Genomic DNA, 14,585 nt, shown 5'->3' with positions numbered 1-14,585 from the left:
AGGTATCTTTGATATCTATCTACTATGTTCGAAGACATAAAAGATAAAGTAGTATTAGTTACAGGATCTTCAAAAGGTATAGGAAGAGAAATTGCTAGATATTTTCATAAGTATGGAGCTAAAGTAGCAATTAATTATTCTTCTTCAGAAAGAGAAGCAATAAAGCTTAAAGAAGAGTTAAAAGACCGTGTTGAGATATTTAAGGCAGATGTTTCTAAAAGACAAGAAGTACATAATATGGTAAAAGAAATTGAAGAAAAACTTGGAAAAATAGATATCCTAGTAAATAATGCAGGTATATGGTATTTAATGCCATTTGAAGAATATGATGAAGAAAAATTTAACAAAATGTGGGAAATAAACTTCAAAGGAATGATTTATACTACGCTAGAAGTTCTTCCCCATATGAAAGAGAAGGGAAAAGGTGTAATCATTAATATGGCTTCCAATGCTGGTATAGGTACGTCAGCTCCAACTAATACTTTTTATGCAATAACAAAATCAGCCGTAATTATGCTTACAAAAAGACTAGCTTTTGAACTAGGAAAATATAATATAAGAGTTAACGCTATTGCTCCAGGCTGGATAGAGACTGATATGACAATAGGAGGCAAAAGTGAAAACGAAATTAAAGAACTAGAAGAATGGTTTAAAACTAGAACTTCACTTTCCATGGTAGGTAAACCAGAATATATAGCTAAAGCAGCATTATTCTTAGCAGTAGCAGATTATATGACTGGACAAGTAGTAGTAATAGATGGAGGAAGAACTGATAATTTAACACATAGCGTATAATTTTTTATAAATTGACTCTATATCTTCATAATTATGAAAGTGTGAAGAATTAATTAAGTTGTTTTAGCTTTAAAAACATAGTTTTTCATAAACTTATGAAAGAAAGAATTTTACGTAAAACGAATATATTAAACTTATGCAGAGAGGAAAGTCTAATATTACTAATTTAAGAAGAGGAATAATAATAATGACTACTTTTTCCTTTTTCTATGCTATGTTAGAGATTGGAATAAATTGGGATCCGCATGGTGGTGCATTAAGCGTATTTTCGAATAATTCTATAGCTCAGTATTTTTATCGTTTTTTATACATATCAATTTTTATGTATCCAGCCTATCTAGCATCTAAAAAGTTATTTTCATTAAAAACGATTTGGTTTGCAATTTATGGATTTTTATTAGAAGATATATTTTATTGGATTTTATCGCTTCGTATTCCGTATAGTTGGAGTTGGTATTATCCCGTGTATTATGGGACACCTATTCCAGATCTATTAGAATTAACTATACTAATAATTTTATTTAAGAAAATATCATGGAGCAATTAAGAATAATTTCTGAACATAACCAGAGAATATTTACGATACTATTTTTAAATTAATTTTTCTAAATATCTTTACATATAAGTATATATAAAAATAAACATTAAAATAGAATAAGCATGTTTAAACTATGATATTATTCTAGAAAAGTATAAGTATATTTAAGTCATATATTATAGTTTGGTGTCTTTTGTATGGAGAAGAAGAAAATACGCACTAACATACCATTTAGATTAGATCGACTTCCTTGGTCTCCTTGGCATGTATTGGTTGTTATAGCTTTAGGAATAACATGGATCTTAGATGGTCTGGAAGTTACTATAGTTGGAGTTATTAGTGATGTTCTAACTAAACCTAGTACTTTAGCATTAACCGATTTTGAAGCTGGATTTTTAGGTACTGCATATCTTATAGGAGCTGTAGTTGGAGCTATATTCTTCTCTTACTTGACGGATAAATATGGAAGGAAAAAACTATTTATGATAACGTTAGGTACTTATATAGCAGGAACTCTACTTTCTGCAGTTTCATTCAATTTTATAAGCATAGCCACATTTAGGACGATAACTGGATTAGGAATAGGTGGAGAGTACTCTGCAATAAATTCAGCCATAGATGAATTAATACCTGCTAGAGTTAGAGGTTGGGTAGACTTAGCTATAAATGGTAGTTGGTGGATTGGCACTATAATGGGTTCAGCATTATCGTTGTACATATTGAATCCTGCTATATTTCCCATAAATTTAGGCTGGAGGTTAGCGTTCTTCTTAGGTGCATCTTTAGCTTTTGCCGTCTTATTAATTAGAAGATATCTTCCAGAAAGCCCTAGATGGCTATTAATTCATGGGAGAGAAGAAGAAGCTAATTCTGTAGTTTCACAAATTGAAAATAAGGTAAAAGATCAAACTAAAAAGACATTGGATAATGTACATAAATATATTACTATAATTCCTAGAGATGTGATAGGATTTAAGACTGTAGGAAAAACAGTTTTCAAGACATATCCTAAGAGAACAGTTTTAGGATTATGGTTAATGGCTGGACAAGCTTTTCTATATAATGCAATATTCTTTACTTATTCATTAATATTGAGTACGTTCTACCATATTCCAGCAGATCAAGTAGGTCTATATATATTTCCTTTCGCTGTAGGTAACTTCTTCGGACCATTAATATTAGGTAGGCTATTCGATACTTATGGAAGGAAAAAGATGATATCTGTAACCTATATTCTCTCTGGAGGATTATTAGCATTTACTGGATATTTGTTTTATTTAGGAATACTGAATGCATTAACTCAAACATTAGCCTGGGTTGTAATATTCTTCTTCGCATCAGCAGGAGCTAGTTCAGCTTATCTTACCGTTAGTGAGGTTTTTCCAGTAGAAATTAGAGCAATGGCAATAGCATTTTTCTATGCAGTGGGAACAGCATTAGGAGGAGTAGCATCGCCAGCAATATTTGGTGCGTTAATAGCTACGAAGCAACCATTATTTCTATTTTATGGATACTTACTAGGAGCTGGACTAATGGCAGCTGCTGGAGTAGTAGAAATATTATTTGGAGTTAATGCAGAGAGGAAAAGCTTGGAGGAGGTAGCAAAACCAATAACTGAAGTAGAAGAGGAGGTTGCAGAATAATTTTATCCTTTTTAATTCGCTTTTTCTATATTTCGTTAAAATTATTCTGATTAAGGAATAAAGGACACAACAAAAAATAAATTATACTTAAGCTAGATTATTCTTATGAAAAGTTTATATTTATCATTAGCTACGAGTGACAATTTTTCTCCAATAGATGTTAATAAACAGCTAGCTATTGCGTTCGTAAAAGGTGCGGGAAAAGATAAAGTTATAAAAGCTGAGATCATTGGATGGCCTTTTCTTTTAGTTAGAAATGAGATAGGTGGATACTACATTTTTGATGAAACTAGAAAGCTTTCAAGTAAAATAGATAGTTATGTTATACAAGATTATAATAAGTTACTTTTATCATTAGACAAAATGAATTCAGATGATGAAAAATTAAATTATCTAAGTAGCATAAGATGGGAAGAATTTCGAGGTATAACTAGTATTACATTAGAAGGATTAGTAAGTGAAGATTTAAAAGATATTTTCAAAATACCTCCTTCTTCAATTACAATAAAAACATTACCTAAAGTTTTATCGGATATAGATGTAGAATTAGCTTTGGCGGATTTAGGGAAGTTAGAGCAACAAATTAAAGAAAATATCAGAATAATAGATAAAATAGAAGAAAAAATTGGAACAGAAATAAATATAATAAAAGGAAAAAGATCAGAAGAAAAGAAAAATATAGAGGATAAATACGATTCTGAGATAAGCAGTAAAGAATCTGAACTAAAACAAGTATTAAGCGACGCAAAGAAAAACTTAGAGGGAGAGTTAAAATCTCAAGCTTCTCAACTTTATTCTAAATTAGCTGATATTGAAGTTATAATAGGAAAAGCTGAGCTAGAAAAAGAAGCTGAACTTTTAGACTCAGTAAATAGCGCAAATATGATAAAAACTCAGTATTTATCTGAAATTAATAATAAACTTTCTACAATTAAAGAAAAATATAAAGCTGATATACGAAATATAAAATCAGAAATAAACTCTCTAATTTCGAATAAAAAGCGTGAGTTAGATACTATAGATAATGAAATTAAAAAATTAGATAATCAAAGACAAGAAATATTATCTAAGCTAGAAAAAGTAAAGGAAACTCAAAATCAAATCTTAAATACTATTGAATCTATTCCTAAGAAGCTACCTTATGCCGATGAAAAATTAGAAGTTATAATTCCCTTTGTTATTGTTTATACTTCAATAGGTAAAAGTATAATTTCTCCTCAAATGTATAATGGTACAAAAAAATCCTTTTTAGGTATTTTTAGAAGAGATCCATTAGAGATTTCCAATTTGATAAGTGGAGCAGAAAAATTACTACCTAAAATAGATGATGTTGGAGAACCACTAGATAATTACAAGGAAATGATAAACCAAGGATTGAAAGAATTATATGATGAAGGTTGGAATGTAAAAAGAAGTTATGAAGAGTATTTCTAATAAATGATTTCTCTTAATATTATCATGCCAATATGGTATAAAGGATTTCCTAATAACGTATAATTCATGATTGATGAGCTTCAAGTAATTTCTGCCATTAAAGAACTTTATGATGGCAAAGCAGTTTCCTTTTCTAAGATTAAGAAAAAATTGAAAGCTGATAATGAAGAACTCTCTTCTATTCTCGAAAAATTAGAAAAAGAAGGAAAGATAAAAAGAATTAATAATGGAGGAGGTAAATCTTACGAACTAATTGAAGATAATGTTGAAAAAAACGATTTAATTATAAAAGAAATAAGAGAACTAAAAGATGAAATTAAGAAACTAGAAGAATTTTTAGTAGAAAAGAAAAAAATAAATGAGAATTCGTTTGATGAAGTTTACGAAAAAGTTAAAGATAATTTAGGTTATGCTCACTTAGAAGCTATAAGGCTAGAATTAGGATTAAGTAAAGAAGAATTTTACTCAAAAATGAGAAAACATATTGAGGAATTCTACGATCTTATAGCAGGAGGAGAAGAAGGATATGTTAGAAAAGGTTCCATTTACGGGATAATTAAAAAAAGGTGATTAAATGGCTATTTGTAATATACCAAAAGTAACAGTAACAACGTGGAGTAGCAGAAATGTGGTTTTAGCTGGACCAACATATAGGCAATATCTTCAGAAAGCATTAGATGCTATAAAAAATAAGGATATTGCGTCAATAATAGGACAGCCAGGTATGGGTAAAACAACAATATTAAAGAAACTTCAAGAAAATGTAAATAATTCATTTTACTTAGATTTGGCTAGTAAAACGGAAATAGAAGACGAATTTTGGAGCAAAATAGATCAGCTTAAATTAAGAAATATGGTTTTACCTTTATTATCACAAAATAAAGGAAAATATGGTTATTCATTCTTTAAAAGATTACTAGGAGTAAAATTTGAAGATTGGCTAGAGAAAGTTTGTAATAAATTTGATGAAGTAGAACTGCGAATATATTGTTTATCTTACGAAAAGAATTTTGATGGAATGCTGAAATTAATATCTGATTTAAAGAAATTTGAAGACTTATCCTTACTTATAGATGAAATAAGAGATAATCATATTCCTAAAATTCATAGGCTGATAAATTCTGGCTTAGGAATACCTGTTATAATGGCTATACCAACTGATTCATATAGCAAAATAACAGATTTAGCAATAAGAAGAAGGCTTGATGAAAGCAGAATATCATTAGATAGCGCGCTCACTCCACAAGATATAAGCGAAATAATAGACGCTTATTGCCATCCAATAGCTGAAGATTTATTTCCAATCATTCTTTCAATGTGGAACGGAAGGGAATTAAATACAGTTAGTTCGATATTACAGTTTATTAAATCAGACATAGAAAAAATGGAGAAAGAGTGCAACGAAGATATTAATTGCGTAAAAGAGAAATTGAAGAACTCACACACGTTAAAGAACCCAGAGGAAGAATCAAGAAACTTAGAGAAAATGATTAGAGATATGTTAAATTCATTATCAAAAGAGCTTGGTATAACATATGTTCATCCTAGAGGAAAAAGAATTGAAGTTAAAGGTAAATATATAGTTGCAGGAATATTCTTTATAAAGGATAACTTGGCATATGTCGGATTAGTAAAATTAATGAGTGATGATAAGGAAAATGATGAAGAAGTAGAACTACTATCGCAGTTAGAAAAAGTAGAGCATGACAAAAAGGAATATGTTGTAGGAAACAAATTTGTGATAACTAATTCACAAAAATTAAATACAAATAATGTAAATAAAATAGAAATAAATACAATAGAGGCTATAAGGATTTTACAAGGAGATGCAGATATACTTGAAGAAAAAGTAAAGGTATTCAATTCAATGTTGTATAATGTACAAAAATCTATAGCAGAAATTTAGCTCATCTTTTGCTAGTATATTCAATTTCATTCTCTATGAGTTTAACCTTTTCTTCTGGCATAGTCTGTTTTATTCCTTCAATGAATTTAGAATAAAATACTCTAGAATTTCTTGCAACTTGTATAACTTTATTCTTTATATCTTCATCTAGATTATTATAAGCTATACCTACATGATATCCTATAAGTTTAGCATATTCATCATTATTTTTAGCTTGCTCTAAAAATCTTATTTGGCTTGCCTTACATAATTTATCAAACCTAAACATTAGGATAAACTAGAATATAATAATAAAAAATTTATTAACATATCTATTCTTACTGCTAATACATTTATAGTATACTTAACTTTGGTGCTATGCAACAATATTAGATATAGAAATATACTTTAAGTGCATTAGAATTAACTAAAAATGTATTTAAATTCCACTTAGACTATATATGATATATGACTTTAGCAAAGAGTTCTGCACGAATTTATTATGAAGAAGCTAATGAATTATTGGATAAGGGTATTATTACTCAGGCTAGTAAGAAGTATTATAAAGCTGCTGAAGAAGCTATAAAGATTCTAGCAATAAGCGAAGGAGAGCAAATTAATGAATGGAATGCAGACATTTTAAATGATATTGTTCTTAGATTAGCTATGAACTATGGGGATTGGATAATTACTTCCTGGAGTAAAGCTATTGCTCTACTGACCGTAGATTTACCAATAGATGTTGTTGATGAATATAGATACGATTTAATAAGATTAATAGAATTAGCTGACGAGAAATTTAACTCAAAAAATATTTTAAAAAATCAGTAATTCATGTATATTTGTAAAAGTTATATTAAAACTATTGCGGGATATAATGGTAATGCTTGAGATTTTTTACCCTTTATATCTGGAATGGAGTTATCTGTTGAGTCATAGACAGCCATCTGTAATATATCTAATTCTGATATAATATATTGTGAGAAATCAGCTAATATTTTCATTTCATCAAATTCACTTTCTTTTAATATTGTTTTTCTGAAATAATCACTATATTCTTTCATGACTGTATACATTTTCTCTGCATTTGGAGTTTTATTTCTACTTGTAAATTCTTTTAAAGTTTCCTTATTTTCAATTGCTTTTGCAGCTTCCTTGGCAAAATCTATATTTGGATTAACGTAAATAATAATTTTCTCTGCAGTCTCTGCTTTACTTATTTTTTGAAGTTCTCTCGCTCTTTCAATTATGTTTTCTAAATACTCTATTTTAATTGAATCTTCGTATTCTTCAAATTCATTATCTGGGAATTTTGATGTAGCTACTAATCCTTCAAATTTCCAGTTTTCTTCTGCAAAATGAGGTACTGCAGGATATAATAATCTTAACCATGCAGATGCTACTTTTCTCAATAATTCTCCATTTGGAGAATTCGTTAAACTCATGTACTCTTTAATGTTGTTGTAAATATCATATAGAGCGATTTTATATGCAGAATTATAATCAAACTCTTTCATAAATTTGTCAAAGTTTTCTATGTTTCTTTTTATAATTGTTGATAACCATTTTTCTGCGATACCGAAATTATTTCCTTTAAAGTTTGTTATTTCGTTTATCATGCTACTTATCTTATTTAATTGTTGGCTTATTGCGTTTATGCTATTAGGGTCAAACTCTATGTCTTCGTATAATTTAGACATTATAGTTAAGCCTAATCTTATAGGATCAACTCCAAATTCTTCAATAGCCTTATCTAAAGGATAAATATTTCCAAAACTTTTACTCATCTTTTTACCTCCTACTCTCATAAATCCGTTAACTACTATAGATCTAGGAACTGTATCAAAGATTGCAATGTGATTGTAAATATAATAAGGTAAATGATTCAAAACTAAATCTCTACCACTACTTCTTACATCTACTGGATACCAATAAGTAAATTCGTTCCTCATTTTTTGTATTTCTTCTGTAGTTATGTTTAATTTCTTGCTTAATTCCTCTGCATTACCTAATCCGAAAAATATATAATCAAACAATTCATCATTACTATTATTAATTAAGTGAGAAATTGTATAAAATGCAGTATAAATTGTAGAATCGCTTAAACTGTCTATTATCTGAGATTCGTCCCAAGGTAATTTAACACCTAAACCTCTGCTTCTTCCTACTGCTCTTCTCTTAAGCTGGAATATAACTTTTTCGAATTCTTTTCTAGCTTCTGGAGGAATTATATTAATCTTATCTAATGATTTTAGAGCTTGCATTTTCCATTCAGGATCGTCATATTTTATGAACCATTGATCCTTAACAACTTTTACTACTATTTCTGCTCCACATCTACAATAAATAGGTCCATTATTTATCTCATAGATTTTATCATATCTTCCAATTGTTTTTAATAATTCTATTACATAATCTCTAGCTTCTTTTACCGGTTTACCTTCTATCTTATTTTTTACAAATTCTTTCATAAAATCTGGAACTAATCTTGACACGTCTAAAATTTTTCCTTTATAATATTCTTCTCTATATAAGGATTCAGCATAATCTTTCAATTCAGCCGGATCCTCAGTCTCTACTACTTCTGTAGGTATTTTTGGATAGCCAGGTGTTGAAATAACTGGATAAATCTCTTGCAAACCTTCTTTTTCCGCAACTATTTTATGAAATGGATCATGAGCTGGTGTAAGCATAACTAAGCCAGTACCATAAGATGGATCAACGTATTTGCTTTTTATAATTTTAACTTTCTTTCCAGTAATAGGATTAATTGCAGTCTTTCCTATCAATTCGTTAGCTGAAATTCTCTTTAATTCCTTTAATTCTCTTTGATATGATAATTTTCTAAATGCATCGTAAGATAAAACGTATTTTTTATCAAAATATTCTGCAATAACGTACTCAGCATTATCGTTAACTCCTATTCCTACTCCAGCAAAGACAGTCTCTGGCCTTGAAGTAGCCATAGGATATAAGTACCCTTCTTCACCATCAAAAATAATGACGTCTAATTCGCCTATTTCAGGTTCTACGTCTCCTTTGGTATCGTGCATACCTACTGGAAAATTATCTATTGGACAATATCCTACTGGATTACTTTCTACTACCAGTTTTCCTTTATCTTTCAGTTTTTTAAATTGCCATTGAATAAATGATGCAAACCTCTTATCCATTGTATCAAAAGTTCTTCTCCAATCAACACTTAATCCAATTTTCTTTGCAGTATTTTCCATTTCTTGTTTGAAATATTCAGCTAATTTTAATGGATCCTCAAATTCTTTAACTTTTTCCTCAGATAATCCATAGGTCTTAATGAAAGATTGAATAATATCATTATCTCCTCTCTTTATTGCTTCAGATACTGATAGTATAGGCGTTCCAGTAAATTGAAACGCAAAAGGAAATAGAACGTTGTATCCTTTCATTCGCATATATCTAGCGTAAATATCTGCTGTAATGTACGTTCTTCCATGACCAATATGAAATGGACTGTTAGTATAAGGAAATGGTACAGTTATAAAGAATTTAGGTTTAGAAGGGTCAGAATTTGCTTCAAATATTTTCTTTTCATCCCAAACTTTTTGCCACTTTTCTGCTATCTGATTAAAGTCCATAATTAATAAAATAAAGTGGAAGATTATAAACACTCATAATTTTTTAAGTAAACTTTCTGCCTCTTCTCTAAGCCTAGGATTTACTTTAGCCTCTTCCAGCACTTTTTCCATTTTTTCTTTAAGTTCTCTAACTTTATCCTTATTGTTTATGTTTTCCTTTAATGCCAAGATTAAGTATTTTAAGTATTCTTCGCCAAATCCTTTATCTACCTTGTATCGCAACTCAAAGTACTTTAAAGGATCTTTAACTTTATCAGATCTAAATCCGGTAACAAAATTTGGATCATAAGCGCTAGATCTTATTTTACCTTTATATTTTTCTGGTGTAACTATTTCTCCTACAATTATTACTGCATCTCTAGTTATTTTTTCCTTTTTAACTTTTTCTGCTATATTACTTAACGTTCCTCTAACTATTTTCTCTTCATCCCAAGTAGCTTTATAAACTACTGCAATAGGCTGGTCTTCTTTAACTCCAGCTTCTCTTAACTCTGACACAACTTTATCAATAATATGAACTCCAGTATAAATGACCAGAGAAGCTCCCTTATATATTAAAGGAGCAAAGTCTTTTAGAGATCCATTCATAGGTACATTTCCTGATGCTCTAGTAATAATAACGGTTTGAGAGATTTTAGGTAAAGTTAATTCTATACCTAATGATGAAGCAGCTGCCAAAGCCGCTGTTATACCTGGGACAAACTCGTACTTAATTTTAGCATCTTGTAAATCCCATAATTCTTCTGTTAATGCACCATAAATTGAAAAATCTCCAGATTTTAATCTTACTACCAGTTTTCCTTCCTTAGCTTTTTCTATCATTATTTTAGTTACTTCTTCTGTGGTTAATTCAGCAGTATTTATTAACTCAGCATCTTTTCTTGCCCATTTAAGTATTTCTGGATTAACTAATGATCCAGCATATAAAATAACGTCAGCATCTTCAATATAATTTCTAGCTTTTACAGTGATTAACTCAGGATTTCCTGGACCAGCACCCACAAATACTACTTTACCTTCCATTTTAATTCCTCCTAGCTATTATTGTCGAAAAATAATCTTTATCTTCAATATCAGTTAAATTATAGATTATTTCTTCTCCTTGCATAAAACATCTTCTAGCAAATATTATATTGTTAAATCCAGCGTTCTTAAGATCTTCTATTATCTCTTTTACTCTTTCATTTGCTTTAAATATAATAATAGTATCATAATTGATTACGTCTTTAATTGAGAAATCTCCTGCAGTAACTAAGGCTATCTTTTCATTTTTTATACCTAAAGATATTTTAGCTTTAGAAGCACAAGCAGTGATTGAACTTACTCCAGGTATTAATTCAAGATCGTAAGTACAATTCATAAAATCCTTTACCCTAAAGAATGTACTATATAGTGTTGGATCGCCTAAAGTAACAAAGACTCCTTCATTAAATTTTTCCAATTTGTCACACATATGTTTTCCAAGTTCAGATAGTTTTTCATCTTCAACTTCTTTTTTCATTGGAAATCCTAAATATTCAGTATGAGCATTATTAGCATATTTTTTAATTATTTCTTCACTTAAACTTCTATTAGTTCCAGTAGAATAAGGTACAAATATTAACTTAGCACTTCTAAGAATATTGTAAGCTTTTAGGGTTATTAATTCTGGATCTCCAGGACCTAAGCCTAGCACATATAATTTCATTATCTACACCTTTTCTGCAGAGATTATAAATATTGGATTTCTAGATAGCATAGCATATCCTTTTGATGTCTTCATCCCTTTAGCTATTATTGCTTCTGTAATTTCTACTTTGAAATCACTTAACACCGATAATGCTCTAGCAATGGTTTCAATTAATATAGCATCTATTACGATTCTTCCATTAGGAAGAAGAAGAGTTTTAGCTTTTTCTATATTTTCTTCTAAGTTCTCACTACCACCTATGAAAATTGAATGTACTTTTTCATCAATTTCTTCTAGAGCTTTAGGAGCTTCTCCTTCGATAACTTTTACGTTTTTCAAACCAAATTTTTCTATATTCTTCCTTGTTAAGTTTAACGCTTTTTCATCTTTTTCTATGGAATAAACTTTTCCGTTTTGACCAACTAATAAGCCTAACTCTATAGTTACACTACCAGTACCGCTTCCTATATCTACAACCTTATATCCCTTATTTAGTCTTAATTTTGAGACTAAAATAGACCTTATCTCTTCTTTGGTCATAGGTACTTTTTCATCTCTTACAAATTCTTCATCTGGTATGCCAGGTGTTACATAATTCCATGTCATTATATTTGGATAAGCTATCCACTACTATATATCTTTTGTCGAATTATAATTTATCTAGTTAAGGATAGGTTTTAGTAAACTGAAGTCACAATTTATTAAAATGCTAATTCTTAAATTTAAATATCATTAAATGAGCATACATTAAAAAATCTTATCTTATATTTATATAGATATAAAAATAATAATCATAATTTTGTGTTCTTCATACTTTCACTGCATTTATTGAGATCTTTCTCTATTTTTTCCCATATAACATCTGGTAGACGATATATGTATTTTGGCCTACCTATTCTAGATCCTTCTATTTTTTCTCTGATTATCAAACCTAGTTCTACTAGCTTTCTTAAACTAGTTTCAACAGTAGTTTTACTATATTTCATTTCATGTGCTAATTCTATTGAAGTTATTGGTTTTCTTAATTGTAATAATTTAACGAAACATGCTATTTCTGTTTCAGTTAATCTATAACAACATTTAATATTATGCCATTTTTCTTCATTTTCTACAATATTGCTTCTTTCTATTGTTTCTTCCATATATTAAAATAGATTATCAAAGTAAAAAAAGTTTTTATTCATATAGAACTAACGAGTTTTTAAATGATTTAATATTTTCTTATTTAACTCTAACTTCCATTTTAACTCAATATTATTAATTAAATTATTCTATAAAGTATGATTACACTAGTAAATGTTAAATTCTGGATCTTGCATCCGCGATTAAAAAACCTAAAAATTAAGTATAATTATATTAGCTAAAGCATACTCATGAACGCATTAAGTAGAGTATTGTTTTTATACTTAACTTAGCAAAATTTATTAGTTATAACATTAAGTAATAATTATGTCAGTAGAAGAAACTGATAAAGAAATAATAATTAATATCCCTAATTTTTCTCCCATTAAAATTCAAAAATCCTCTATAGTTAAAATAGAGGAAGTAGATCCGCCGGACGAAATTTGTAGAATGTTTACTAATAAACCCGGTGTAATATTTGCAGGAAGTACAGTTGATGGAAAAATATCATACTTTAATATTAAACCTGGAGAAAAATGCTTTAAAATAACGCTTAAAGACGGAAAACAGATGTATATTAATCATAAGGTGAACAAACAATAATATATTCAACTAAATAATTTACATACTTTCAAGATAAATGTTATAGACTTTGTTAATATTATAATTACTTATATATTTATATATAATAAAATAATCTTTATTTTTAAATATCAATAAATGCTAATTTTCTATAAGAGAATCTAAAGTAACTAACTTTACTTAAATTAAGTTAATTTTTTAGTGCTTTTGAATAATTCTTAAATATGAAAGCGTTACTTTTTGAAAAAAATGGAATTGAAAATCTAAAAGTGAGTGATATTCAAGAGCCAACTGTAGACGAGCATAGTGTGAAAATAAAGGTTAAAATGGCAGGAGTAAATCCAATAGATTATTTCGTAGTTAATTATCTTCAAGTGAATCCTATTCCTCATATACCCGGTGCAGAAATTTATGGAGAAGTAGAAAAAGTTGGAAGCCATGTGAAAGATGTAAAAGAAGGAGATAGAGTAGTAGTTTTCAATAGAGTTTTTGATGGCTCATGTGATATGTGCTTGTCATCTAAAGAGATGCTATGCAGAAATGGAGGAATAATGAGCGTAATAACTAATGGTGGGTATTCAGAGTATTTTGTAGTTCCAAGTAAAAATGCTTTTAAGATACCAGATGAAATAGGAGATGAGTTAGCAACAAGCTTACCTGTTGCAGGCTTAACTGCCTACCATGCAATTAAAGAGTCAGGAATCAGTGCTACTGACGTAGTTACTGTATTTGGGGCATCTGGAAATACTGGGCAGTTCGCTACACAATTAGCAAAGAAAATGGGAGCTACTGTAATAGCTGTAAGCAATAAACAATGGGTAAAGGAATATGGTGCAGATTACGTTGTTCCTTATGATAAAGCAAAAGAAGAAATAGAAAGGATAACTAATGGCAAAAAATCAGATGTAGTAATAAATTCAGTTGGATCTTCAGTTTGGGATTTAAGTCTCCAAACCTTAGGAATGGATGGAAAAATAGTCTTCTTTGGAGGGATAACGGGATCAGATGTTAAATTAAATTTAGGTCAAATTTACGGAATGCATGCAAAACTTATAGGTACTACTGGAGGTAGCAGAAAAGATTTAATAGAATTAATTGATCTATGCAAAAATAACTGTAAAGTAAAAATATGGAAGACTTTCTCATTAGAAGAAGGGCAAAAAGCGTTGAATTCACTTTTTGATAAGGAAAGAGATGGAAGAATACTTTTAAAAATTAGTTAAACTTTTTTATCTTTATTTTTTATAGGATAATTTAAATCCTATAAGTAAGTTTATAATCTAGTTATTCCTTACTACTAATT

The 14,585-nt window shown here is 29.1% G+C and carries 14 protein-coding genes and 1 pseudogene; 9 read left to right on the top strand and 6 right to left on the bottom strand.

Annotated elements, in window-relative coordinates; translation table 11 throughout:
• The first annotated feature begins 24 nt into the window (after positions 1 to 24).
• The 6 genes from B6F84_RS01440 to B6F84_RS01415 all read left to right on the top strand — a co-directional run bounded on the left by B6F84_RS01440 (position 25) and on the right by B6F84_RS01415 (position 6,316).
• Entirely contained in the window at positions 25 to 795 is a 771-nt protein-coding gene (locus B6F84_RS01440; RefSeq protein ID WP_148690569.1) for a glucose 1-dehydrogenase, read from the top strand.
• Between the two features lie 136 nt (positions 796 to 931).
• Positions 932 to 1,342 carry a hypothetical protein gene (locus tag B6F84_RS01435; protein WP_420807166.1) on the top strand — a complete coding sequence of 137 codons (411 nt, stop codon included), beginning with the start codon at positions 932 to 934 and terminating at the stop codon, positions 1,340 to 1,342.
• Between the two features lie 188 nt (positions 1,343 to 1,530).
• A complete protein-coding gene (locus tag B6F84_RS01430) occupies positions 1,531 to 2,976 on the top strand; it encodes an MFS transporter (RefSeq protein ID WP_148690568.1) in 1,446 nt (481 codons plus the stop codon).
• Between the two features lie 105 nt (positions 2,977 to 3,081).
• Entirely contained in the window at positions 3,082 to 4,410 is a 1,329-nt protein-coding gene (locus B6F84_RS01425) for a hypothetical protein (protein ID WP_148690567.1), read from the top strand.
• 66 nt (positions 4,411 to 4,476) lie between these two features.
• Entirely contained in the window at positions 4,477 to 4,980 is a 504-nt protein-coding gene (locus B6F84_RS01420) for a hypothetical protein (RefSeq protein WP_148690566.1), read from the top strand.
• Between the two features lie 4 nt (positions 4,981 to 4,984).
• Entirely contained in the window at positions 4,985 to 6,316 is a 1,332-nt protein-coding gene (locus B6F84_RS01415) for an ATP-binding protein (protein ID WP_148690565.1), read from the top strand.
• Position 6,317: 1 nt separating this feature from the next.
• Here B6F84_RS01415 and B6F84_RS01410 read toward each other — a convergent pair whose 3' ends face one another.
• A complete protein-coding gene (locus B6F84_RS01410) occupies positions 6,318 to 6,584 on the bottom strand; it encodes a hypothetical protein (protein ID WP_148690564.1) in 267 nt (88 codons plus the stop codon).
• A 179-nt stretch (positions 6,585 to 6,763) separates the two neighbouring features.
• Between B6F84_RS01410 and B6F84_RS01405 the strand changes: the two genes are divergently transcribed.
• Complete coding sequence (locus tag B6F84_RS01405; RefSeq protein ID WP_148690563.1) at positions 6,764 to 7,126, top strand: PaREP1 family protein; 363 nt, start codon at positions 6,764 to 6,766, stop codon at positions 7,124 to 7,126.
• A gap of 20 nt (positions 7,127 to 7,146) precedes the next feature.
• On the opposite strand, the gene leuS is transcribed toward B6F84_RS01405, so the two are convergent.
• The 5 genes and pseudogenes from leuS to lrs14 form a co-directional block, all read right to left on the bottom strand.
• Positions 7,147 to 9,909: a leucine--tRNA ligase gene (gene leuS, locus B6F84_RS01400; RefSeq protein ID WP_148690562.1), complete on the bottom strand. Its 2,763-nt coding sequence runs from the start codon at positions 9,907 to 9,909 to the stop codon at positions 7,147 to 7,149.
• Positions 9,910 to 10,149: 240 nt separating this feature from the next.
• Positions 10,150 to 10,932, bottom strand: a pseudogene (gene cobM / locus B6F84_RS01395) (precorrin-4 C(11)-methyltransferase); the annotation flags it as partial.
• A 1-nt stretch (position 10,933) separates the two neighbouring features.
• Complete coding sequence (locus B6F84_RS01390; RefSeq protein WP_148690560.1) at positions 10,934 to 11,596, bottom strand: cobalt-factor II C(20)-methyltransferase; 663 nt, start codon at positions 11,594 to 11,596, stop codon at positions 10,934 to 10,936.
• Between the two features lie 3 nt (positions 11,597 to 11,599).
• On the bottom strand, positions 11,600 to 12,184 hold the full coding sequence (gene cbiT, locus B6F84_RS01385; protein WP_148690559.1) for a precorrin-6Y C5,15-methyltransferase (decarboxylating) subunit CbiT: 585 nt from the start codon (positions 12,182 to 12,184) through the stop codon (positions 11,600 to 11,602).
• Between the two features lie 185 nt (positions 12,185 to 12,369).
• Positions 12,370 to 12,720, bottom strand: a complete 351-nt coding sequence (lrs14, locus tag B6F84_RS01380) for an Lrs14 family HTH-type transcriptional regulator (RefSeq protein ID WP_148690558.1) — start codon at positions 12,718 to 12,720, stop codon at positions 12,370 to 12,372.
• Between the two features lie 307 nt (positions 12,721 to 13,027).
• Between lrs14 and B6F84_RS01375 the strand changes: the two genes are divergently transcribed.
• Both B6F84_RS01375 and B6F84_RS01370 read left to right on the top strand, forming a co-directional pair.
• Positions 13,028 to 13,303: a hypothetical protein gene (locus tag B6F84_RS01375; RefSeq protein WP_148690557.1), complete on the top strand. Its 276-nt coding sequence runs from the start codon at positions 13,028 to 13,030 to the stop codon at positions 13,301 to 13,303.
• Between the two features lie 203 nt (positions 13,304 to 13,506).
• Positions 13,507 to 14,505 carry an alcohol dehydrogenase catalytic domain-containing protein gene (locus B6F84_RS01370; RefSeq protein WP_148690556.1) on the top strand — a complete coding sequence of 333 codons (999 nt, stop codon included), beginning with the start codon at positions 13,507 to 13,509 and terminating at the stop codon, positions 14,503 to 14,505.
• Positions 14,506 to 14,585 lie beyond the last annotated feature (80 nt).

It is taken from the genome of Acidianus manzaensis (assembly GCF_002116695.1).
In the GTDB taxonomy this organism is placed as follows: Archaea; Thermoproteota; Thermoprotei_A; order Sulfolobales; family Sulfolobaceae; genus Acidianus; species Acidianus manzaensis.
The sequence above is the reverse complement of the archived record's forward strand: the minus strand, read 5'-3'. Positions and strand labels throughout refer to the sequence as shown.

Coding starts and splice junctions, on each gene's coding strand:
- B6F84_RS01370 (WP_148690556.1), top strand. CDS start 13,507: ATGAAAGCGTTACTTTTTGAAAAAAATGGAATTGAAAATCTAAAAGTG.
- B6F84_RS01420 (WP_148690566.1), top strand. CDS start 4,477: ATGATTGATGAGCTTCAAGTAATTTCTGCCATTAAAGAACTTTATGAT.
- B6F84_RS01415 (WP_148690565.1), top strand. CDS start 4,985: ATGGCTATTTGTAATATACCAAAAGTAACAGTAACAACGTGGAGTAGC.
- cbiT (WP_148690559.1), bottom strand. CDS start 12,184: ATGACATGGAATTATGTAACACCTGGCATACCAGATGAAGAATTTGTA.
- lrs14 (WP_148690558.1), bottom strand. CDS start 12,720: ATGGAAGAAACAATAGAAAGAAGCAATATTGTAGAAAATGAAGAAAAA.
- B6F84_RS01390 (WP_148690560.1), bottom strand. CDS start 11,596: ATGAAATTATATGTGCTAGGCTTAGGTCCTGGAGATCCAGAATTAATA.
- B6F84_RS01440 (WP_148690569.1), top strand. CDS start 25: ATGTTCGAAGACATAAAAGATAAAGTAGTATTAGTTACAGGATCTTCA.
- B6F84_RS01410 (WP_148690564.1), bottom strand. CDS start 6,584: ATGTTTAGGTTTGATAAATTATGTAAGGCAAGCCAAATAAGATTTTTA.
- B6F84_RS01425 (WP_148690567.1), top strand. CDS start 3,082: ATGAAAAGTTTATATTTATCATTAGCTACGAGTGACAATTTTTCTCCA.
- leuS (WP_148690562.1), bottom strand. CDS start 9,909: ATGGACTTTAATCAGATAGCAGAAAAGTGGCAAAAAGTTTGGGATGAA.
- B6F84_RS01405 (WP_148690563.1), top strand. CDS start 6,764: ATGACTTTAGCAAAGAGTTCTGCACGAATTTATTATGAAGAAGCTAAT.
- B6F84_RS01435 (WP_420807166.1), top strand. CDS start 932: ATGCAGAGAGGAAAGTCTAATATTACTAATTTAAGAAGAGGAATAATA.
- B6F84_RS01430 (WP_148690568.1), top strand. CDS start 1,531: ATGGAGAAGAAGAAAATACGCACTAACATACCATTTAGATTAGATCGA.
- B6F84_RS01375 (WP_148690557.1), top strand. CDS start 13,028: ATGTCAGTAGAAGAAACTGATAAAGAAATAATAATTAATATCCCTAAT.